The organism is Neisseria uirgultaei, assembly GCF_962719845.1.
Classification (GTDB): Bacteria; Pseudomonadota; Gammaproteobacteria; order Burkholderiales; family Neisseriaceae; genus Neisseria; species Neisseria bergeri.
The window spans coordinates 73,249-92,864 of record NZ_CAUIYF010000004.1 but is presented as its reverse complement, the minus strand read 5'-3'; the positions used below and the strand labels follow the sequence as shown (position 1 = coordinate 92,864).

19 protein-coding genes and 1 pseudogene are annotated in these 19,616 nt (G+C 53.3%); 11 read left to right on the top strand and 9 right to left on the bottom strand.

Going from position 1 to position 19,616, the window contains the following annotated elements:
• Positions 1–243 precede the first annotated feature (243 nt).
• On the bottom strand, positions 244–1,440 hold the full coding sequence (locus Q9J32_RS03700; RefSeq protein WP_301885291.1) for an acetate kinase: 1,197 nt from the start codon (positions 1,438–1,440) through the stop codon (positions 244–246).
• Between the two features lie 350 nt (positions 1,441–1,790).
• On the opposite strand from Q9J32_RS03700, the gene Q9J32_RS03695 reads away from it, so the two are divergent.
• The 9 genes from Q9J32_RS03695 to Q9J32_RS03655 all read left to right on the top strand — a co-directional run bounded on the left by Q9J32_RS03695 (position 1,791) and on the right by Q9J32_RS03655 (position 8,090).
• Complete coding sequence (locus tag Q9J32_RS03695) at positions 1,791–2,090, top strand: HLGFF motif protein (protein ID WP_301885198.1); 300 nt, start codon at positions 1,791–1,793, stop codon at positions 2,088–2,090.
• A complete protein-coding gene (gene ccoS / locus Q9J32_RS03690; RefSeq protein WP_301885200.1) occupies positions 2,090–2,275 on the top strand; it encodes a cbb3-type cytochrome oxidase assembly protein CcoS in 186 nt (61 codons plus the stop codon). The genes Q9J32_RS03695 and ccoS overlap by 1 nt, the downstream gene beginning before the upstream one ends.
• Complete coding sequence (locus tag Q9J32_RS03685; protein ID WP_301885201.1) at positions 2,265–3,575, top strand: MFS transporter; 1,311 nt, start codon at positions 2,265–2,267, stop codon at positions 3,573–3,575. The genes ccoS and Q9J32_RS03685 overlap by 11 nt, the downstream gene beginning before the upstream one ends.
• 157 nt (positions 3,576–3,732) lie before the next feature.
• Positions 3,733–4,467 carry a DNA polymerase III subunit epsilon gene (dnaQ, locus tag Q9J32_RS03680; RefSeq protein WP_301885203.1) on the top strand — a complete coding sequence of 245 codons (735 nt, stop codon included), beginning with the start codon at positions 3,733–3,735 and terminating at the stop codon, positions 4,465–4,467.
• Complete coding sequence (gene ispD, locus Q9J32_RS03675) at positions 4,464–5,153, top strand: 2-C-methyl-D-erythritol 4-phosphate cytidylyltransferase (RefSeq protein WP_301885204.1); 690 nt, start codon at positions 4,464–4,466, stop codon at positions 5,151–5,153. Before dnaQ ends, ispD begins: the two co-directional genes overlap by 4 nt.
• A gap of 30 nt (positions 5,154–5,183) precedes the next feature.
• Complete coding sequence (gene ispF / locus Q9J32_RS03670; RefSeq protein WP_301885206.1) at positions 5,184–5,666, top strand: 2-C-methyl-D-erythritol 2,4-cyclodiphosphate synthase; 483 nt, start codon at positions 5,184–5,186, stop codon at positions 5,664–5,666.
• A gap of 87 nt (positions 5,667–5,753) precedes the next feature.
• Positions 5,754–6,425, top strand: coding sequence for a ribose-5-phosphate isomerase RpiA (rpiA, locus tag Q9J32_RS03665; RefSeq protein ID WP_301885209.1), 672 nt, complete (start codon positions 5,754–5,756; stop codon positions 6,423–6,425).
• 68 nt (positions 6,426–6,493) lie between these two features.
• Positions 6,494–7,165 carry a thermonuclease family protein gene (locus tag Q9J32_RS03660; RefSeq protein ID WP_301885211.1) on the top strand — a complete coding sequence of 224 codons (672 nt, stop codon included), beginning with the start codon at positions 6,494–6,496 and terminating at the stop codon, positions 7,163–7,165.
• Positions 7,166–7,343: 178 nt separating this feature from the next.
• Positions 7,344–8,090 (top strand): amino acid ABC transporter permease, encoded by a 747-nt coding sequence (locus Q9J32_RS03655; protein ID WP_301674174.1) that lies wholly within the window; start codon positions 7,344–7,346, stop codon positions 8,088–8,090.
• A 904-nt stretch (positions 8,091–8,994) separates the two neighbouring features.
• On the opposite strand, the gene Q9J32_RS03650 is transcribed toward Q9J32_RS03655, so the two are convergent.
• The 8 genes and pseudogenes from Q9J32_RS03650 to Q9J32_RS03620 all read right to left on the bottom strand — a co-directional run bounded on the left by Q9J32_RS03650 (position 8,995) and on the right by Q9J32_RS03620 (position 18,045).
• On the bottom strand, positions 8,995–10,413 hold the full coding sequence (locus tag Q9J32_RS03650) for a sulfatase-like hydrolase/transferase (RefSeq protein ID WP_301885213.1): 1,419 nt from the start codon (positions 10,411–10,413) through the stop codon (positions 8,995–8,997).
• Between the two features lie 522 nt (positions 10,414–10,935).
• A complete protein-coding gene (argS, locus tag Q9J32_RS03645) occupies positions 10,936–12,654 on the bottom strand; it encodes an arginine--tRNA ligase (protein WP_301885216.1) in 1,719 nt (572 codons plus the stop codon).
• Positions 12,655–12,745: 91 nt separating this feature from the next.
• On the bottom strand, positions 12,746–13,954 hold the full coding sequence (pncB, locus tag Q9J32_RS03640) for a nicotinate phosphoribosyltransferase (RefSeq protein ID WP_301885292.1): 1,209 nt from the start codon (positions 13,952–13,954) through the stop codon (positions 12,746–12,748).
• Between the two features lie 107 nt (positions 13,955–14,061).
• On the bottom strand, positions 14,062–15,387 hold the full coding sequence (gene brnQ / locus Q9J32_RS03635) for a branched-chain amino acid transport system II carrier protein (protein WP_301885218.1): 1,326 nt from the start codon (positions 15,385–15,387) through the stop codon (positions 14,062–14,064).
• 17 nt (positions 15,388–15,404) lie between these two features.
• A complete protein-coding gene (locus tag Q9J32_RS03630) occupies positions 15,405–16,250 on the bottom strand; it encodes a segregation and condensation protein A (RefSeq protein ID WP_301885220.1) in 846 nt (281 codons plus the stop codon).
• A gap of 198 nt (positions 16,251–16,448) precedes the next feature.
• Positions 16,449–16,586: pseudogene (locus Q9J32_RS10195) on the bottom strand (VENN motif pre-toxin domain-containing protein); the annotation flags it as partial.
• A gap of 16 nt (positions 16,587–16,602) precedes the next feature.
• Entirely contained in the window at positions 16,603–17,130 is a 528-nt protein-coding gene (locus Q9J32_RS03625; RefSeq protein ID WP_304673079.1) for a hypothetical protein, read from the bottom strand.
• A gap of 138 nt (positions 17,131–17,268) precedes the next feature.
• Positions 17,269–18,045, bottom strand: a complete 777-nt coding sequence (locus Q9J32_RS03620; protein WP_301885223.1) for a tRNA threonylcarbamoyladenosine dehydratase — start codon at positions 18,043–18,045, stop codon at positions 17,269–17,271.
• A 216-nt stretch (positions 18,046–18,261) separates the two neighbouring features.
• Here Q9J32_RS03620 and Q9J32_RS03615 point away from each other — a divergent pair, with 216 nt between their 5' ends.
• Both Q9J32_RS03615 and rph read left to right on the top strand, forming a co-directional pair.
• Positions 18,262–18,726, top strand: a complete 465-nt coding sequence (locus tag Q9J32_RS03615; protein WP_002235032.1) for a universal stress protein — start codon at positions 18,262–18,264, stop codon at positions 18,724–18,726.
• A gap of 81 nt (positions 18,727–18,807) precedes the next feature.
• On the top strand, positions 18,808–19,536 hold the full coding sequence (rph, locus tag Q9J32_RS03610) for a ribonuclease PH (protein ID WP_301885225.1): 729 nt from the start codon (positions 18,808–18,810) through the stop codon (positions 19,534–19,536).
• The last annotated feature ends 80 nt before the right edge of the window (positions 19,537–19,616 follow it).

Genomic DNA, 19,616 nt, shown 5'->3' with positions numbered 1-19,616 from the left:
TAGGCATAAGAAAAGATAAACACAGCCGGTGTTTGCCGGTGTGTGTATCTTTTGTGGAAAAACATCTTAATACCATGTATTTTATGGAAAATAATAACGTGATTAAAAAATAGTCAATCATTAAGGTTCAGGTAGGCGGCTGCACCCGTCAATGTCTGAAAAGAGGCAGTGCTGTTTAAGTATGGAAAGCCGGATAAAAAAACTGCCTCCGTTTCCGGAGGCAGTTCGCGTGAGGATAAAACCTTACAGACCGCTCAAACGGGCGGTATCGTGGGCAATCATCAGCTCTTCGTTGGTCGGAATGACCACGGCAACGGCTTTGCTGTCGGCAGTGGTAATCACGCCGGCGTTGCCGAAGCGGGCTTTCAGGTTGGCTTCTTGGTCGATGTTCAGACCGAGGAAGCTCAAGTAGCCGATCACGCGTTCGCGGATGATGTCGGAGTTTTCGCCGATGCCGCCGGTAAAGACCAGTGCGTCCAAGCCGCCTGCGGCAACCGCCATGCTGCCGATGTATTTGGCAAGGCGGTAGATAAACATATCCAAGGCCAATTTCGCGCCTTTATGCCCCTTGGCGGCCTCTTCTTCAATGGTGCGGCAGTCGTTGGACAGGCCGGAAATACCGAGCAGGCCGGATTTTTTGTTCAGCATTTCGGTGATTTGAGCAATGGTCATATTGGCGTTTTCGGCGAGGAAGCCGAATACGGAAGGATCGATGTCGCCGCTGCGCGTACCCATTACCAGCCCTTCCAGCGGGGTCAGGCCCATGCTGGTGTCGCGGGATTCGCCGTTTGCGACGGCGGTAATGGACGCGCCGTTGCCCAAGTGGGCGATGACCATACGCAGGTCTTTTTTGTCTTTGCCGAGGAAGTGCGCGGTTTCGTCGGCGACGAAGCGGTAGCTGGTACCGTGCGCGCCGTAGCGGCGCAGGCCGTATTTTTCATACAATTCTTGCGGAACGGCGTATTTGTAGGCGTGTTCCGGCATAGTCTGATGGAAGGCGGTGTCGAAAACGACGACGTTGGGCAGGCCTTTGAAGATGCTTTGCGCGGCACGCAGGCCCAAGAGGTGGGCAGGGTTGTGCAGGGGGGCGAGCGGGATGCATTTTTCGATGCCGGCGATGACTTCGTCGTCAACGAGGATGGATTCGCTGTACAGTTCGCCGCCGCTGACGACGCGGTGTCCGATGGCACCGATGCGGCTGTCGAGGCTGTGGGCTTTGAGTTCTTCCATCAGGGCTTCAACTGCGCCGGTGTGGTCGGGTTTGGCAGACAGATCGACTTTGTGTTTTTCGCCGTTTACTTTGAATGTGATGTATGCGTCGGGCAGGTTGAGTTTTTCGGCAAGGCAGCTCAGCAGGACTTCGCCGCTGCCGTTATCCAGGACCGCGCCTTTGAGGGACGAACTGCCGCAGTTCAAAACCAAGATTAATTTTTGGGACATTTTCTTACTCCGGAAAGTTTCAGACGGCATCGGAATCGGCACCGGATACTAACCAAGCCCCGTGCCGAATCCATTTTGCCTTCCTTGGCGGGAAAGTAGTGGGGCCGTCTGAAACGGTTGATAAAAGAAGCAGGCTATTCTAGCAAAAAATCTTTGCAATTGCTTGGCTTAATCGGGCGTTTGCGTGAAAATGGAAGAATGCGTAATTTTTTGACGAATAAGGGGAAATATGGGGTTTGCCGGTGTTTTCGGCTGTGGGAGGGAGAATTTCTTTGCATTCTTCCCGTCCAAACTGGTACATTTGCCCTGTTTTTGGTTGATGCCGTCTGAAAAAGGCAGATGGGGGATTTATGCATTATTTCAGTATCCATACCCAATTGGGACGGCATATAGGCTTCTTCATCCTGCTTGCCGACGACGAATCGGAAGCACGGCCGCAGAGCGGGCGTTTTGCCGTCAAACTTGAAGGAGGAATGGAAAATCATGTCCTTTCGCCGTTTGCCCAGACGGAAATTCCCCAATATTGGCGCGTGGTCAAAGACCGTATCGAGCTGTTTTTTGACGAAGCCCCCGTCGGAACTTTGCGTAACGAATATCTGAACGTGTCGGGGCAGACTTTTGTTTTGAACGATTTGACAGGGAATATGTGATGGAAAGCATGTTTATATTGGTGCCCATCAGCATTATTTTGGCATTTGTTATCGGCTGGTTTTTCTGGTGGTCGGGCAAAAACGGGCAGTTTGACGACTTGGAAGGGCCGGCGCACCGCATTCTGATGGATGATGATTCGACAAGTAAACTGGTTGAAAAGAAAGAGGAAAAAGATGAACGCTGAGCAGGGTGTCCGGGGATTGTGCAAAAGCCGCCGTTTCGCCCCGCTTTTCGGCACGCAGTTTCTCGGCGCGTTCAACGACAATGTGTTTAAAACCGCGCTGTTTGTGATGATCAGCTTTTACGGTTTGGGGCAAAACGGCGTTCTGCCTGCCGGACAGATGTTGAATTTGGGCGCGTTGCTGTTTATCCTGCCGTATTTCCTGTTTTCTGCACTGTCGGGACAGTTGAGCAATAAATTCGACAAGGCCGTTTTGGCGCGGTGGGTCAAGATGCTGGAAATCATCATTATGGCGGTGGCGGCATACGGGTTTTATATCCGGTCTGCCCCGCTGCTTTTGGTCTGTCTGTTTTGCATGGGCGCGCAATCGACGCTGTTCGGCCCGCTGAAATACGCCATCCTGCCGGATTACCTCAACGACAAAGAGCTGATGATGGGAAACAGCCTGATTGAATCCGGTACGTTTATCGCCATCCTGTTCGGTCAGATTTTGGGAACGGCGGTTGCCGGCGCGCCGCCTTGTATTGTCGGGATACTGGTTTTGCTGGTCGCCGTCGGAGGCACGGCCGGCAGCCTGTTTATGCCGTCTGTACCCGCCAAAGCGGCAGATACGGAAATCGAGTGGAATATTGTCCGTGGCACAAAATCCCTGCTTCGTGAAACGGTGCGGTACAAACCCGTCTTTACCGCCATTATCGGTATTTCGTGGTTTTGGTTTGTCGGCGCGGTCTATACTACGCAACTGCCGACCTTTACCCAAATCCATTTGGGCGGCAACGACAATGTTTTTAACCTGATGCTTGCTTTGTTTTCCATCGGTATTGCCGCCGGTTCGGTACTGTGTGCCAAGTTCAGCAGGGAACGCCTGATGCTGGCTTGGGTAACGGTTGGTGCGTTCGGTTTGACGGTTTGCGGCCTGGTTTTGGTGTGGCTGACGCACGGACACCGTTTTGAAGGGCTGAACGGCATTTTTTGGTTTTTATCGCAAGGATGGGCATATCCCGTGATGGCGGTGATGACGCTGATCGGCTTTTTCGGCGGCTTCTTCTCCGTTCCGCTCTATACTTGGCTGCAAACCGCCAGCAGTGAAACCTTCCGCGCCCACGCGGTTGCCGCCAACAATATCATTAACGGCATCTTTATGGTTTCCGCCGCCGTTTTGAGCGCGGTGCTGCTGTTTTTGTTTGACAGCATTTCACTGCTGTATCTGATTGTCGCCTTGGGCAATATTCCGCTGTTGGTGTATTTGGTGAAACGTGAGAAGCGGTTTTTGGGAGTTGTGCCGATTGGGGAAAAACGTTGAATGCCGTCTGAAAAAATTGTCCCCAAAATACACAATCCGCCTGTCCAATGTTGTGAACACGCTGTGAATAAGTGGGTTTGTGCATTGAAATGAAAACAGAAAAATACGCTGCCTAAAAAATAGTCAGTAGATGGAAAATTTGAAGAAAGAAGCAGACATGATTCAACGCCAAATCATCCTCGATACCGAAACCACCGGCCTGTATGCCGACGGCGGCGACCGTCTGGTCGAGTTTGCCGGTTTGGAAATGGTCAACCGCCAAATGACCGACAAAAACCTGCACCTCTATGTCCACCCCGAGCGCGATATGCCCGAAGAGGCGGCACGCGTCCACGGCTTGACGATACAGGTTTTGGAAGAGAAAAACGCGCCGCCGTTTGCAGAGGTTGGAAGGCAGATTGCCGATTTTCTGCGCGGTGCGGAACTGATTATCCACAATGCCAAATTCGACGTGGGCTTCCTCAATATGGAGTTCCGCCGGATGGGGCTGCCGACCGTCGAGGAACTCGGCTGTACCGTTACCGATACCCTGGCGATGGCGCGCGAAATGTTCCCCGGGCAGAAAGCCAGCCTGGATGCCCTGTGCAACCGTTTTTCCGTCGACCGCAGCAAGCGCGTCCTGCACGGCGCATTGATCGACTGCGAACTTTTGGGCGAAGTTTATCTGGCGATGACGCGGCGGCAGTTCGACCTGATGGGGGAGGCCGAGGAGGAAAAAATGGAAACCAAACCCGTGGCGCATACCGAAACCAAACGCAGTGGCAAACTGAAAGTCATCAGGGCGGACGAAAACGAGTTGGCGGAGCACGGGCGATATTTGGACGGCTTGGGCGAAGCCTGTATCTGGAGCAAGACGCAGATGCCGTCTGAAAACGGCGGGACGGACGCATGAAGCGCAAAAATATCGCCCTGATTCCCGCCGCCGGCATCGGGGCGCGTTTCGGTACGGACAAACCCAAGCAATATGTCGAAATCGGAAGCAAAACCGTTTTGGAACATACGATTGGGATTTTTGAACGGCATGAGGCCGTCGATTTGACCGTCGTTGTCGTCTCGCTCGAAGACACGTTTGCCGATAAGGTTCAGACGGCATTTCCACAGGTTCGGGTGTGGAAAAACGGCGGACAGACCCGCGCCGAAACTGTCCGCAACGGTGTGGAAAAACTGTTGGAAACCGGTTTGGCGGCGGAAACCGACAATATTCTGGTACACGATGCCGCCCGATGCTGCCTGCCGTCTGAAGCCCTGACGCGGTTGATAGAACAGGCGGGCAACGCCGCCGAAGGTGGAATTTTGGCAATTCCCGTTGCCGATACGCTCAAGCGCGCAGAAGGCGGACAAATCAGTGCAACCGTCGAGCGGACGAGCCTTTGGCAGGCGCAAACGCCGCAGCTTTTTCAAGCAGGTCTGCTGTACCGCGCATTGACTGCGGAAAACTTGGACGGCATTACCGATGAAGCGTCCGCCGTGGAAAAATTGGGTGTGCGTCCGCTACTGATACAGGGCGACGCACGCAATTTGAAACTGACGCAGCCGCAGGACGCATACATTGTCAGGCTGCTGCTCGATGCCGTCTGAAATTTAATCAAACCATCAGGAACATAAACGATGACAAACATCCGTATCGGACAGGGCTACGATGTCCACCAACTGAGCGAAGGCAGAAAGCTGATACTCGGCGGAGTTGAAATCCCATTTGAAAAAGGACTGCTCGGACATTCCGATGCCGACGCGCTGCTGCACGCCATTACCGACGCGCTGCTCGGTGCGGCAGGTTTGGGCGACATCGGCAGCCATTTCCCCGACACCGCCGCAGAGTTCAAAGATGCGGACAGCCGTGTCCTTTTGCGTGCGGCGTATCAAAGCATTCAGGCGCAGGGTTGGCAGGCGGTCAATGTCGATACGACCGTCATCGCGCAAAAACCCAAGCTCGCGCCGCACATTCCGCAAATGCGTGCCAACATCGCCGCCGATTTGGGCATAGACATTTTGTGCGTCAACATCAAAGGCAAAACCAACGAAAAACTCGGCTATCTCGGACGGATGGAAGGCATAGAGGCGCAGGCGGCGGTATTGCTGATACGGATTTGAACGCGGCAGGTTTCCGGCGGGCAGGACGTGCAAAAAAATGTTAAGATGGCGGCTGTTTGTTGATACGGTTTCCCAAAGGACAAAAATATGACGACACAAGACGAACTCAAGCGCATCGCCGCCGAAAAAGCAGTCGAATTCGTACCCGAAAACGAATATATCGGTATCGGTACCGGCTCGACCATCAATTTTTTCATCGAAGCCTTGGGTAAAAGCGGTAAAAAAATCAAAGGTGCGGTTTCAACCTCCAAAAAATCCAGCGAACTGCTTGCCCAATATGATATTCCCGTCGTTTCCCTGAACGAAGTGTCCGGTTTGGCGGTCTATATCGACGGTGCGGACGAGGTGAACCACGCCCTGCAAATGATTAAAGGCGGCGGCGGCGCACACCTCAACGAAAAAATCGTCGCCAGCGCATCACAAAAATTCGTCTGCATTGCGGACGAAAGCAAATATGTTTCACGGCTGGGCAAATTCCCACTGCCTGTGGAAGTCGTCGAAAGCGCGCGCTCTCTTGTTTCGCGCAAACTGCTCGCTATGGGCGGGCAGCCCGAACTGCGTATCGGCTACACCACGTTTTACGGCAACCAAATCGTCGATGTCCACGGCTTGAATATCGACAAACCGCTGACGATGGAAGACGAAATCAACAAAATCACCGGCGTGCTCGAAAACGGAATATTCGCCCGCGATGCCGCCGATGTGTTGATTTTGGGGACGGCTGCCGGCGCGAAAATCATCTATCCCTGCCAAGGGTAATCCTGACGTTAAGATGCCGTCTGAAATCCGGTTCAGAGATGTTCAGACGGCATCGGTATTTGAAAAATATGCAGATTAAAAAAATCATGAAATGGCTTCCCGTCGCCCTGTCGCTTTTGGGCGTGTTGGGTTATACGGGATACGGCAGCGAGGCGGTGCGGACGGCGGTTGCCGTACTCGACGTACTCGGTACGGCAGGAGACGTGGGTTCCGACGCGCCCGCCCGCCGACGGGCATCGGCGAAATCCGGTCACCGCTATACAGGCACGGTGTCCAAAGTCTATGACGGCGACACCCTGCACGTCATCGACGGCGACGGCGCGAAACACAAAATCCGGATGGCGTATATCGACGCGCCGGAGATGAAACAGGCTTACGGCACGCGTTCGCGCGACAACCTGCGCGCGGCGGCGGAAGGCAGGAAAGTCAGCGTGCGCGTGTTCGATACCGACCGTTATCAGCGCGAAGTGGCGCAGGTTTCTGTCGGCAAAACCGATTTGAACCTGATGCAGGTGCAGGACGGGGCGGCGTGGCATTATGAAAGTTATGCTAAAAAACAGCAGGATAAGGCGGATTTTGCCGACTATGCCGATGCCCAGATGCAGGCGGAAAGGGAACGCAAAGGATTGTGGAAAGCTAAAAACCCGCAAGCGCCGTGGGCGTACCGCCGGGCAGGCAGGAACGGCGGGGGCAATAAGGATTGGATGGATTCCGTGGGCGAATGGTTGGGCATTTGGTAAAGACACCGCACGGCTTTGAACGGCAAATGCCGTCTGAAACCGCGCGCCCTGCATTTTTTGCGGAAACGCGCAACCGCCGTCCGCCGCGATAAAAAAGTTCAAGAAGTGTTTTTTACGGTAAAATGGCGGATTGTTTGTAAACGGCGGCAGTTCCGCCGGTTTTTGATACGGACGGTATATGGATTTTCGTTTTGATATTATTTACGAATACCGCTGGATGTTCCTTTACGGCGCACTGGTGACCTTGGGGCTGACGGTCGTGGCAACGGCGGGTGGTTCGGTATTGGGGCTGTTTTTGGCGTTGGCGCGCCTGATTCACTTGGAAAAAGCCGGTGCGCCGATGCGCGTGCTGGCGTGGGCGTTGCGTAAGTTTTCCCTGTTGTACGTTACCCTGTTCCGGGGCACGCCGCTGTTTGTGCAGATTGTGATTTGGGCGTATGTGTGGTTTCTGTTTTTCGTCCATCCTTCAGACGGCATTTTGGTCAGCGGCGAGGCGGCAGTCGAGCTGCGTCGGGGATACGGCCCGCTGATTGCCGGTTCTTTGGCACTGATCGCCAACTCGGGGGCGTATATCTGTGAGATTTTCCGCGCGGGCATCCAGTCTATCGACAAAGGGCAGATGGAGGCGGCGCGTTCTTTGGGTATGACTTATCCGCAGGCGATGCGCTATGTGATTCTGCCGCAGGCATTGCGCCGTATGCTGCCGCCTTTGGCGAGCGAGTTCATCACACTCTTGAAAGACAGCTCGCTGCTGTCGGTCATTGCCGTGCCGGAGTTGGCGTATGTTCAGAAAACGATTACGGGCCGGTACTCGGTTTATGAAGAACCGCTTTATGCCGTCGCCCTGATTTATCTTCTGATGACGACTTTCTTGGGTTGGATATTCCTGCGTTTGGAAAAACGTTACAATCCGCAACACCGCTGATTGGAGCCATATCAACAAAAAGCTGCCCGGGTATTCATTTGGGGCAGCTTTTTTGTAGCAAATTTATAGTGGATTAACAAAAACCGGTACGGCGTTGCCTCGCCTTAGCTCAAAGAGAACGATTCTCTAAGGTGCTGAAGCACCAAGTGAATCGGTTCCGTACTATTTGTACTGTCTGCGGCTTCGTCGCCTTGTCCTGATTTTTGTTAATCCACTATAAATTCAAAGAGAAAAAGCTATGCCGTCTGAAAGCCTTTCAGACGGCATCTGTCAGCCTCACGCAAGAGGGAGTCCCATTTGTTTGGTTTCAATTTTTTTGGATGATGTATGAGCCGTCATTCCCGCGCAGGCGGGAATCCTGTCCGTTCGGTTTCCGTTGTTTTTGAGTTTCGGTTTTTCCGATAAATTTCTGTGGCTTTGGATTCCCGCTTTTGCGGGAACGACGAATCCATCCATACGGAAACCTGCACCACGTCATTCCTACGAACCTACATCCCGTCATTCCCACGAAAGTGGGAATCCAGAACGTAAAATCTGAAGAAACCGTTTTATCCGATAAGTTTCCGCACCGACAGACCTAGATTCCCGCCTGCGCGGGAACGACGGCGGCGGCGTTTCAGTTATTTCCGATAAATTCCTGTGGCTTTGGGTTTCCGGATTCTCGCTTTCGCGGGAATGACGGCGGAGGAGTTTTGGTTTTTCCGATAAATTCCCGTGGCTTTGGGTTTCCGGATTCCCGCTTTCGCGGGAATGACGGCGGATGGTTTCTGTTTTTTTTTGATAACTTCCTGTGATTTTGGATTTTTGGATTCTTATAAGGCAATTTATCGGAGATGATGAATGTGGGTTGGCCTGTCTGAAAAATGCCGTCTGAAGGCTGTTTGTGCTTTCAGACGGCATCTGCTTATTTGATTTTGAAGTGCAGCCAGGCGACATGCCCCTGTTTGAGGTAGCGGAAGGTTTCATTGAGGTTGCCGACGGGCGGCGGATGGTCGCCGACGATGATGACTTCCACGCCTTTCATTTCGGGTCGTCGGATCAAATCCGCCAGTTGGTCGAAAAATTGGGTGTGCAGGCTGAAGTTGCGGCAGAGGTCGGTTTCGGCGGGCAGGCCGTATTCGGTGCATTTGAGCCTGTGGTTGAAAATGTCGGATTCGGGATAGTCGGCGTGGCTGGTCAGCGTCATCCAGTAAAACAGTCCCTTGTCGTGTTTTTTGAAAAATGCCGACACTTCGCCGAACAGCTCGCTGTCGCACACGCCGCCGAAAATGGCGCAGGTTTTTTTACCGATCAGGTTTTCGGCGGTTTTGATTTCTTGAAAGCCCGCCCTCGGATACCAGCTGAAGCGGTCGTAAAGTGAACTGCCCGCGCCGTGCATCGCAAAGGTGGCGTAACCTTCTTGTTTCAAACGGTTGGGGAGGCAGCGGGCAAATTTTTCGTCGGGAGCGCGGCGCAGTGCGAACCCGCGCAAACCGCCGTAGGCGCACAATTCGCGCATTTCGCCTTCGACCGTCGCGCCGATGAAGGGAAAACTGCCGCTTTCCCAAACCGAAAAACGGTCTTTTTGCGCCAGCAGTTTGGCAAAAGTGGCGTTTTGAAGTTCGGGATTGGCCGGCAGCCCCCAAGATTCGGCGACGATAAAGAGGATTTTTTGAGATTTCGGCTCACTCAGCCGCGTGGCGGCACGCTGCTGATTGCCCAAGGGGAGGAAGACGGGATCGACCAGACCGGCGGTAATAAAGTCGGCATTCTGGCTGACGGTGTAGAGCATCGCCTGACTTTTGGCGTAATAGAAGTTGTTTGCGCCGAAGATATTGGCCATCCGCCCACGGTCGTAGTAACTCAAATGGCCGGTGAAATAGCCGGCTGCCGCCACGACGGCGGCACAGGCGGCAATGTGTCGGAAGTCAGTTTTGGCGGCGGCTTTCTGCAACACAAACGGCATCGCCAGCATATACAGCAGCAACAGCCCGGTCATTATCTGATAAGGGGCGGGGGCGGTCAGGATGAAGGGGACGAGGTTGATGGCGCCGATGAGGTCCATAAAAGGGAAGAGCTGGATCACCATCATCAGTCCGTCAAACAAAACCGCCAGCCAAAATGCCAATACGCCGGCAATTTTGACGAAACGCCAAGGCAGGGCGATCAGCAGCGCGGCGGGAAGGTAGTCTAAATTGACAATCGGGCGGGCGGTGGCGGTCAGCAGTGCCAAAACCCAAAACACCGCATTGGGGACCAGCAGGATCAGCAGGGACAGCAGCAGCCGTTTCGGCAGGAATGGCGGCAGCGTCCATTGTTTGGAGAGCAGGGCGTGAATATTCATCGTATTTCCTTTTCGGTTGAAACCCCGCCCTTTAGGGCGGCAGAATCAGACTTTATTTGGGAGGCGTAACCCCTTCCAAATCAGGACGACACATAGGGCGGTGTTTTATGTGTCGTCCTGTGTGTTGAAACATCTGTATTTTTTTCTGAAACAGGGGTATTTGAAACAGAGAACCGGATGGCGGAACGATGCCGTCCGGGCGCGAAAGTGCGGCACGGTGCGGCAGGGGGCGCGCATGCGTGTCGGGGAAAGGAAAACAGGGAAAGGAGGCGGGCTGAAACCCTGCCTGAAGAAAAGGCAGGGTTGAGGGGCGGGGAAAGGGGGATGCGCCGCGCGGAAAGTGCGTCGGTAGGAAGGGGGTTATAATTTTTTGCTTGCTTGCTTGCTTGCTTGCTTGCTTGCTTGCTTGGCGTTTGTCTGTTTCGCATTTTGGGAAGGGCGGCGGATACGGTGTATCGCGCCGCTTTTTTCAGATTCGGATGAGGATGGCGGGGCTGTTGTCCGCAATTGGGCGGTGCGGTTTTACATTACGTCCAACACATCAATGCCCAACAACTCCAAGCCTTGTTTCAGCGTATCGCCGGTGAGTTTTGCCAGTTGCAGGCGGCTGTTGCGGCTTGCTCCTTCGGCTTTCAGAATCGGGCAGGCTTCGTAGAAGCGGCTGAACAAGGTAGCGATTTGATAGAGGTAGGCGGCGAGGTAGTGCGGATACGCGGTGTCCGCCACGCTTTGCAGCACGTCTTCAAATTTCAGCAGCTCGGCGGCAAGCTGTTTTTCCAGCGGTTCGGTCAAAATGGTTGGCGCGGTTGCGTCCCATTCGCCGGCTTTGCGGAATACGCTTTGCACGCGGGTGTAGGCGTATTGCAGGTAGGGGGCGGTGTTGCCTTCAAATGAGAGCATGGCGTCCCAGTCGAACACATAATCGCTGGTGCGGTTTTTGCTCAAGTCGGCATATTTGACTGCGCCGATGCCGACGGTTTTGCCGATTTTCGCCGCCTCATCCGCGCCCAATTCGGGATTTTTTTCCTTCACCAAAGCAGTGGCGCGCTCGACGGCTTCGGTCAGCAAATCGACCAGTTTCACGGTGTCGCCGCTGCGCGTTTTGAACGGTTTGCCGTCTTTGCCCATCATCGTGCCGAAGCCGACAAATGCCGCGCCGACGTTTTCCGGCAGATAGCCTGCTTTGCGGGAAGTGGTGAAGAGCTGCTCAAAGTGCAGGGCTTGACGGTGATCGACGACGTACAGCAGGCGGTCAGCTTTCAGACGGCCTATGCGGTAGCGCAGGCACGCCAAATCGGTGGAGGCGTAGAGGAAGCCGCCGCCTTGTTTTTGCACGATAAACGCGGCGGGTTCGCCTTCTTTGTTTTTGAACTCGTCCAAGAACACGACTTTTGCGCCGTCGTCTTCGACTGCCAGACCTTTTTGAACCAAATCATCGACTACGGGCTGCAAATCGTCGTTGTATTTCGATTCGCCCGCCACGTCTTCGGGGCGCAGTTTCAAGCCCAGCGTGTCATAAACGGCTTGGGCGTGCGAGAGCGAAATATCGACAAACTGTTTCCACAACGCCAACACGGTTTCATCGCCGCCTTGCAGCTTCACAACGTATTCGCGCGCGGTGTCGGCAAAGGCAGGGTCTTCGTCAAAGCGTACTTTGGCGGCGCGGTAAAACTGCTCCAAGTCCGCCAGTTCAAACTCGGCATTGTCTTTTTGCTGTTCGACCAAATAAGCGACCAACATGCCGAACTGCGTACCCCAGTCGCCGACGTGGTTTTGGCGGATGACGGTGTTGCCCATAAATTCCAATACGCGCGAAATGCTGTCGCCGATGATGCTGGAACGCAGATGGCCGACGTGCATTTCCTTTGCCAGATTGGGCGAGGAATAGTCGATAACGACGGTTTGCGGTTTGTCGGTTTTCGCCACGCCGAAACGTGCGTCGTTCAAGGCCGTCTGAATGTTTCGGGCGAGGAATTCGGGGCGCAGGCGCAGGTTGATAAAACCGGGACCGGCGACTTCCGCGCTTTCGATGACGGCGTTGCCTGCCAATGCGTCGGCGACCTTTTGCGCCAATTCGCGCGGGTTTTGTTTGGCTTTTTTCGCCGCACCCATCACGCCGTTGATTTGGAAATCGCCGTGTTCGGCATTTTTGGTCGGCTGCAAGACAACGGAGCTGCCGGCGATGCCTGCGGCGGCAAAGGCGGCTGCTGCTTCGTGTTCGACGGTTTGATGTAGGTTCATGAAGTTCGGTCTTTCGGTTAAATTCAAATCAGGCGGTATTTTAAAAGATTTTATGCGGCAGAAACAGGAATTGTGCGCTTTTTCTGCCGGTTTACGGCGTTTCGGGTTCGGGTACGTCGAACACTTGGCGCAGGTAGGCGAGGAAGGTGCTGTTGTTGGTCATGGTTTTGCCCGGCGAGTCGGACAGCTTGGCGACGGACTGCCCGTTGCATTCGACCAGTTTCAACACGATATTCAAAGGCGTATGCCCCATATCGTTGGTCAGGTTGGTGCCTATGCCGAAACTGGTTTTGAAGCGGTCTTTGAAATATTGGTGCAAAGCCCAAGATCGGTCGATATCCAGTCCGTCGGAGAAGGTCAGCATTTTGGTGCGGCTGTCGATTTTGAGCTTTTGATAGTGGGCGTAGGCTTTGTCGCCCCAAACGTAAGGGTCGCCGCTGTCGTGGCGCAGCCCGTCGAAGAGTTTGGCGAAATAGAGGTCGAAATCGCGCAGGAAGGCATCCATACCGACCACGTCGGTCAGGGCAACGCCCAAATCGCCCCGGTATTCGTGCACCCAGCTTTCGAGCGCGGCCTTTTGGAAATTCCGCAGGCGTACGTCGAGGGCTTGGAAGGCTTGGAGGAATTCGTGCGCCATGGTGCCGATGGGCGTGATGCCGAGTTTTTTGGCGAGGTAAACGTTGCTGGTGCCGCGCACGATGCTTGGGGCGGCTTCGAGCAGGGTGCGGATGACGTGTTCCTGCCACGCGAGCTTGTAGCGGCGGCGTGTGCCGAAGTCGGAAATGAGGAAGGGCGGTTCGTCGGGGTTTTGTGCGGCGGCGATTTCTTTGAGGCGCGCGGCTTTGGCTTGAAGCCGGCGTTCGCCTTCTTCGATAACGGCGGGGGTTTCGAGGCGGCGGAAGTAAAGTTCGTTGACAATGGCGAGGATGAAGATTTCAAAAAACATCGCCTGTATCATCGGGCCTTCGATGCGGATGTTCAGACGGCCTTCGGCATCGGGGCTGACTTGTACGAAGCGGCGTTGGAGCTGGAAGAGTTCGAGATAATCGACAAAGTCGCTTTTAATGAAGCGCAGGGAGCGCAGATAGCCGAGTTCGTCATGGGTAAAGCGCAGTTGGCAGAGTGAGTCAAGTTCCTTTTCCAAGTCTTCCTTGATATCGGCAAGCGGATAGACGGTCGAGGCATTGCGGCATCGGAATTCGTAAAGGCTGTGTGTTTGCGGAAACTGGTGCAGAACCACTTGCAGCATAGTGAATTTGTAGAGGTCGGTGTCAAGAAGTGAATGTATGATGCCTGTCATGCGGCGGTTCTCCCGGTTTCTGTTGGCGGCTTGGGGCGTATTAGAACACATCGCGCCCGCCCCGTGTGCCGAAAATGCCGTCTGAAGGTCTTTCAGACGGCATGGTTTCAGGGTTTCTTCCTTACGGCCGCATTGAGCAGGCAGCCTAAGGCAAAGCAGGTTAAAGAGGGAATAATCCAACCCAGTCCTATGCTGTATAGGGGAAGGGCTTTGTCGATGGCTTTTGCTGCCGTTTCGCTGAAACCGAAGGCGGTTTTGTAGGCATCGAGCAGGCCGACCGCCAGTGCGGGCATCATGGTGCAGAAATAGACGATGCGGCTACCGCCGAACAGCCTGTCGGTCAGGGTCAGCAAGATGAGTACGATGGTCAGCGGATAAAGCAGCATGAGCATGGGGACGGAAATCTGCAGGATGGCTGACAGCCCCTTGTTTGCCAAGACGATGGAAACCAGCGTATTGATGATGACGAAGGTTTTATAGGAAATGCCTGGACAGAGGCGGTTGAAGTATTCGGCACACGAAGTAACCAGACCGACCGCCGTGGTTAGGCAGGCAAGCAGTACGATAACGCCCAGCAGCAGGTTGCCGCCCAGTCCGAAATAGTATTGTGCCGATTTCGACAATACCAGCGCACCGTTTTCCTGCAAACCGATTCCCGCCACACTGGTCGCCCCCATATAGCCTATCAGCAGGTAAACCGCAGCAAGGCAGCCTGCAGCCATCAGGCCTGATATGGCGGTGGTTTTCAGCAGGTCCGAACGGTTGTCGACACCCATGGCGCGGACGGCGTCGATAACGATAATGGCAAAGACGAGTGAGGCGAGGGCGTCCATCGTGCCGTAGCCTTCCAAAATGCCTTTAATCATCGGGCGGAGGGCAAAATCGCCTTGTGCAGCGAGCGGTGCGCCGATGGGGTTGAGTGCGGCATAACCGACCAATACGGCGATGGTCAGCAGGAGTGCGGGCGTCAGGATTTTTCCGATGCGGTCAACCAATTTGCTCGGAGACATCGAAAGCCAGTAGGCCAGGCCGAAAAAAAGCAGGCTGAATACTGCCTGAGCCATATTCGGGGAAAGATTGTCGATCAGCGGTAAAACGCCGATTTCAAAGGAAACCGTCGCCGTCCGGGGCAGGGCGAACAGCGGGCCGATGGCAAGGTAGAGGGAGGCGGCAAACGCTATGCCGTACCAGGGGGCGACACGCGAGGCGAGTGCTTCGACATCACGGGAACCCGAGTAGCCGATGGCGATTACGCCCAATAGCGGCAGGCCTGCACCGGTCAATAGGAAGCCGGGCATGGAAATCAGCCAGTTTTCGCCTGCCTGCTGACCGAGATAGGCGGGATAAATCAGGTTGCCCGCACCAAAAAACAGGGCAAACAGCATGAGTCCGACCGCCCATAATGAGGCCTGGTTTTGTTTGCTTGTCATCATGTTCCTTTTTAAATAGGTCAATCCGGTGTTTCTGTCCCGTTCATGCCGTCTGAATGCGCCCCTTCATGATTGAGGCTGATTCGGATTTCTCCGAAACTGTTTTCCTGTACGATTCTGACCAATCCTTCTTTGGCAAGCTCCAACAGTGCGATGAAGTTGACGACCACGTAAGCCGCACCCTGTCCGGGCTTGAACAGGTCGTGAAACCCGCATATTCCGTGTCCGTTCAAACGGCGCAGGATTGCCGTCATTTGCGCTCGCACGGAGATGGTTTCTTTGATCACTTCGTGGCTGCGCGTATGTTTTGCCCGAGAAAGAATGCCCAACCATGCCTGCGTCAAATCGGCGATGTAAACCTCGGGCAGCTTGGCTTCGACGGCAATTTCCAGAGGCAGGTACGCCCATGCGAAATCTCTGCCTGCACGAGGAAGTGCATCCAACCCTTGTGCCGCCAGCTTCATCTGTTCATAAGCCAACAGGCGGCGCACCAACTCGGCACGCGGGTCGGCTTCTTCGTCTTCGACGGCTTCGGTACGCGGCAGCAGCAGGCGCGATTTGATTTCAATCAGCATGGCCGCCATAAGCAGGTATTCCGCCGCCAAATCAAACTGATAGGCTTCCATTTGGGCAATATAGTGCAGATACTGTTCGGTAATCTTCACCATCGGAATATCTAGTACGTCGATATTCTGTTTGCGGATCAGATACAGCAGTAGATCCAAAGGGCCTTGAAAACTGCCCAATACGACTTTCAGCGCGTCGGGCGGGATAAACAAATCCTGCGGCAAATCGGTAACGGGTTGACCGAATACCCATGCGACAGTGTGCTCGGATGGTGCGGATGGGGCAGGGATGGGCGGCATGGCGTGAATCGGTAAGTGGATTTTAATATAAGTTTACAAAAGAAAACAATCTGCCGACATTCACGCATAATGTGGTCGGGCAGATGTTCAGACGGCATTATAACGGCTTTTAAATGCAAATGTTTTGAAAAGGAGCGGGTTGTGAATACGGTTTTAGGCGTGCCGATGTTGGTTTTTCTGAACCGACAGCTTGATTGCCGCGTTCAGGTAGTCGGCCACCAAACCGGGATGCCGGTTTAGATAGTCTATGGATTCTTTTTTCAAATCCTTGAAACGTTCATCGTAGCGTTTGTCTTTCGCGAATTCGATGATGCGCCCTATATTTTGACGGCACTCTTGCTAAACCTCTTAATTAATATAAATGTCTGAATTTTAAGTTTCTTGAGACAATATAATCAGTACTGGCTCTATCTATATAACCAGTAGCTTCTTTTACTTCAATATTATCTACATTACCGTATATTACAGGTAGCGACCCATAAATGATAAATTTATTCCCCAAAATTTTTTTACTAATTGATATATCATCTTCCATAAGTAATTCAGCGTAATTTTTAGCTCTTACTTGAAATCTACACAATATTTTTCCTGCGTAAATTCTCGCATATGTGGGAGAGTTTATACCATAATCTTTGTATAGATGAACAATAGAAATACATTGCTCATCTATGCAATAATAAGCTACTTTTTGTTGGTCAAGATAACGGCAATATATGTAATACATACTGCAAAGTATTACCACTAATAATGTAAAACTTGTTCTTAGGATACATATTTTGCGATAACGTATCTTATGGTATATACCATATACTACAAAAAATATCGGAATAAGCATTAGTAATAAAAATGAAAAAATAACTAAATTATTAACGAATTCCATTAAATAGCTCTCCGATACTTGGTATATTATTTAGGAATCATATATTTTATGTTATTTTTTATCCGTATCCTTTTTTGTCCTAAATCATAACCATAGTTTGTTAAAATGCCGTCTGAATCCTGTTCCAGACGGCATTGCTTATTTTTTGCCCGCGATGTGTTCCACCGCCGCCTGTGCGCAATATAGCCCGAACGAAGCGGTAACGAGCATGCTTGCACCGTAGCCCGCGCACGACAAGCCCTGCGGTGCGGCATCGGCAGAACATGCCGCGCCCGATTGCGGCGGCACGATGTTTTCGGTTGAGAACACGCACGGCACGCGCATTTTTGCTTTCGTATCGCGGCTGAATCCGTAGCGTTTCCGTAAGGTATAGCGCAGGTTGGCAAGCAGCGGGTCGTGGGTTGCGCGGCTCAAATCGGCGGTTTGGATCAGGGCGGGATTTTTCTGTCCGCCCGCGCCGCCGCTGAGGACAAACGGTTGTTTGCGTTCCACAAAATAAGCCGCCATTGCCGCTTTAACGCGCACTTGGTCGATTGCGTCGATGACGAAATCAAAACCTTTTCCGAAGTATTCCGGCAAATTGTCTTCGGTAACGAAATCTTCAATTTCAAACACTTCGCATTGCGGATTGATTTGTGTAATACGTTCGCGCAAGGCGGTAACTTTTGCTTTGCCGAAGTCGCCGGTCAGGGCGTGCAGCTGGCGGTTGACATTGGATTCGGCAACATTGTCCAAATCAATCAAAGTCAAACGCCCGATGCCCGTGCGCGCCAAAGCCTCGACCGCCCAAGAGCCGACTCCGCCTACACCGACTACGCAGACGTGTGCCTGTGAAAAGTGCGCCAAGGCAGAGTCTCCGTAGAGTCTGGCGATGCCGCCGAAGCGTCGCGAAGAGGTCAAAGCGTTGTCGGACATGGTCGAATCCTGCAAGATTGCGTCAAATCAAAAAGTGAACGAAAGCCGGCAAAAAATGCCTGACTGCACGAAAGCGGCATATTATACTGGAAAGCAGTCGGGCTGTTCGGCTGTTGTATAAAGCCCGACGGCGGGTCTATAATGAAACGGCGCAAGCTGTCCCTGCGCCCATCCGACAAGACGGCACCGCGAGGCGGTGCAAAAGGAGAATACGATATGTACAAACATCTGGTTGTTGCCGTTGACGGCAGTGAAACGTCCATCAATGCCCTGAAACACGCCGCCGAACTTGCAGGAGTCAACAGCGCGCGCCTGACTTTGGTGCACGTTGCCAATCCTGCCGAATATATGGCGCTCGCCCCCGAATTTTTGCAACACGAAAGCTACGAAGCCGCCGCCGTCGCGCAAGGTAACGAGGTTTTGGATGCCGCCGAGCGCACCGCCCGGGAACTGGGTGTGGAAAATACCGTCAAACACCTGCTGGTTGCCAATAAGGGTGCGCGCGAAATGGCGCAGGATTTGGTCGATTATGCCGATGAAAACGGTGCCGACCTGCTGGTGTTGGGTACGCACGGACGCACCGGGCTGATGCACCTTTTAATGGGTAGTTTTGCCGAAACCGTCATGCGCCAAAGCCATCTGCCGCTGCTGATTATCCGCAGTAAAGCCGAAGAAGCGTAGAAATTTTCAGTTTGAAGGCCTTAAATGTGATTTTTCATATTTAAGGCTTTTTAATTTATCTGTTTTTAACGGGAGGGCAGTATGCCTGATTACATCCGCACCTCACGCGCCGCCGACAGCCTGCGCGATATCAAAATCACCCCTCATTTCCTGCCGCATACGGACGGTTCGTGCCTTATTGAATGCGGCAACACCAAAGTCATCTGCACAGCCTCCATAGACGAAAATGTCCCACCGTTTTTACGCGGTAAAAACCAAGGCTGGGTAACGGCGGAATACGGTATGCTGCCCGCCTCAACCTCTTCGCGGATGCGCCGCGAAGCTTCGGCAGGCAAACAGTCGGGACGCACACAAGAAATCCAGCGCCTTATCGGACGGTCGCTGCGCGCGGTCGTGGATATGGAAAAACTCGGCGAACGACAAATCCTGATTGATTGCGATGTGATTCAGGCGGACGGCGGCACGCGCACGGCTTCGATTACCGGTGCGTTTGTCGCGCTGCAAATCGCCGTCAGCAAACTGGTTTCAGACGGCATATTGACCGAAAACCCCATCCGCGAAGCCGTTGCCGCCGTATCAGCAGGCGTAGTGAACGGCGTGCCGCTTTTGGATTTGGATTATCCCGAAGACTCCGGTTGCGACAGTGATGTGAACATCGTCATGACCGCATCGGGGAAAATCATCGAAATACAGGGGACGGCGGAAGGCGCGCCGTTCAGTTTGGACGAGTTGGGCAAACTGATCGGACTGGCCGAACAAGGCATAAGAGAGCTGGTGCGATATCAGCAAAATGCGCTGTCTGCCGCCTAATTACTGTCCGGATGCCGTCTGAAAACCGTTCAGACGGCATTTTGTCAAAAATCTGAAAGAACAGGTTTTTTGCTGACCGC

Bases quoted from the DNA above. Each gene is read 5' to 3' on its own strand.
- Q9J32_RS03630 (WP_301885220.1), bottom strand. From the start codon at position 16,250: ATGCCGCCCATCCCTGCCCCATCCGCACCATCCGAGCACACTGTCGCA.
- rph (WP_301885225.1), top strand. From the start codon at position 18,808: ATGCCTGATTACATCCGCACCTCACGCGCCGCCGACAGCCTGCGCGAT.
- pncB (WP_301885292.1), bottom strand. From the start codon at position 13,954: ATGACAGGCATCATACATTCACTTCTTGACACCGACCTCTACAAATTC.
- Q9J32_RS03650 (WP_301885213.1), bottom strand. From the start codon at position 10,413: ATGAATATTCACGCCCTGCTCTCCAAACAATGGACGCTGCCGCCATTC.
- Q9J32_RS03695 (WP_301885198.1), top strand. From the start codon at position 1,791: ATGCATTATTTCAGTATCCATACCCAATTGGGACGGCATATAGGCTTC.
- argS (WP_301885216.1), bottom strand. From the start codon at position 12,654: ATGAACCTACATCAAACCGTCGAACACGAAGCAGCAGCCGCCTTTGCC.
- Q9J32_RS03655 (WP_301674174.1), top strand. From the start codon at position 7,344: ATGGATTTTCGTTTTGATATTATTTACGAATACCGCTGGATGTTCCTT.
- brnQ (WP_301885218.1), bottom strand. From the start codon at position 15,387: ATGATGACAAGCAAACAAAACCAGGCCTCATTATGGGCGGTCGGACTC.
- ispF (WP_301885206.1), top strand. From the start codon at position 5,184: ATGACAAACATCCGTATCGGACAGGGCTACGATGTCCACCAACTGAGC.
- Q9J32_RS03620 (WP_301885223.1), bottom strand. From the start codon at position 18,045: ATGTCCGACAACGCTTTGACCTCTTCGCGACGCTTCGGCGGCATCGCC.
- ccoS (WP_301885200.1), top strand. From the start codon at position 2,090: ATGGAAAGCATGTTTATATTGGTGCCCATCAGCATTATTTTGGCATTT.
- Q9J32_RS03700 (WP_301885291.1), bottom strand. From the start codon at position 1,440: ATGTCCCAAAAATTAATCTTGGTTTTGAACTGCGGCAGTTCGTCCCTC.
- ispD (WP_301885204.1), top strand. From the start codon at position 4,464: ATGAAGCGCAAAAATATCGCCCTGATTCCCGCCGCCGGCATCGGGGCG.
- rpiA (WP_301885209.1), top strand. From the start codon at position 5,754: ATGACGACACAAGACGAACTCAAGCGCATCGCCGCCGAAAAAGCAGTC.
- dnaQ (WP_301885203.1), top strand. From the start codon at position 3,733: ATGATTCAACGCCAAATCATCCTCGATACCGAAACCACCGGCCTGTAT.
- Q9J32_RS03685 (WP_301885201.1), top strand. From the start codon at position 2,265: ATGAACGCTGAGCAGGGTGTCCGGGGATTGTGCAAAAGCCGCCGTTTC.
- Q9J32_RS03625 (WP_304673079.1), bottom strand. From the start codon at position 17,130: ATGGAATTCGTTAATAATTTAGTTATTTTTTCATTTTTATTACTAATG.
- Q9J32_RS03615 (WP_002235032.1), top strand. From the start codon at position 18,262: ATGTACAAACATCTGGTTGTTGCCGTTGACGGCAGTGAAACGTCCATC.
- Q9J32_RS03660 (WP_301885211.1), top strand. From the start codon at position 6,494: ATGCAGATTAAAAAAATCATGAAATGGCTTCCCGTCGCCCTGTCGCTT.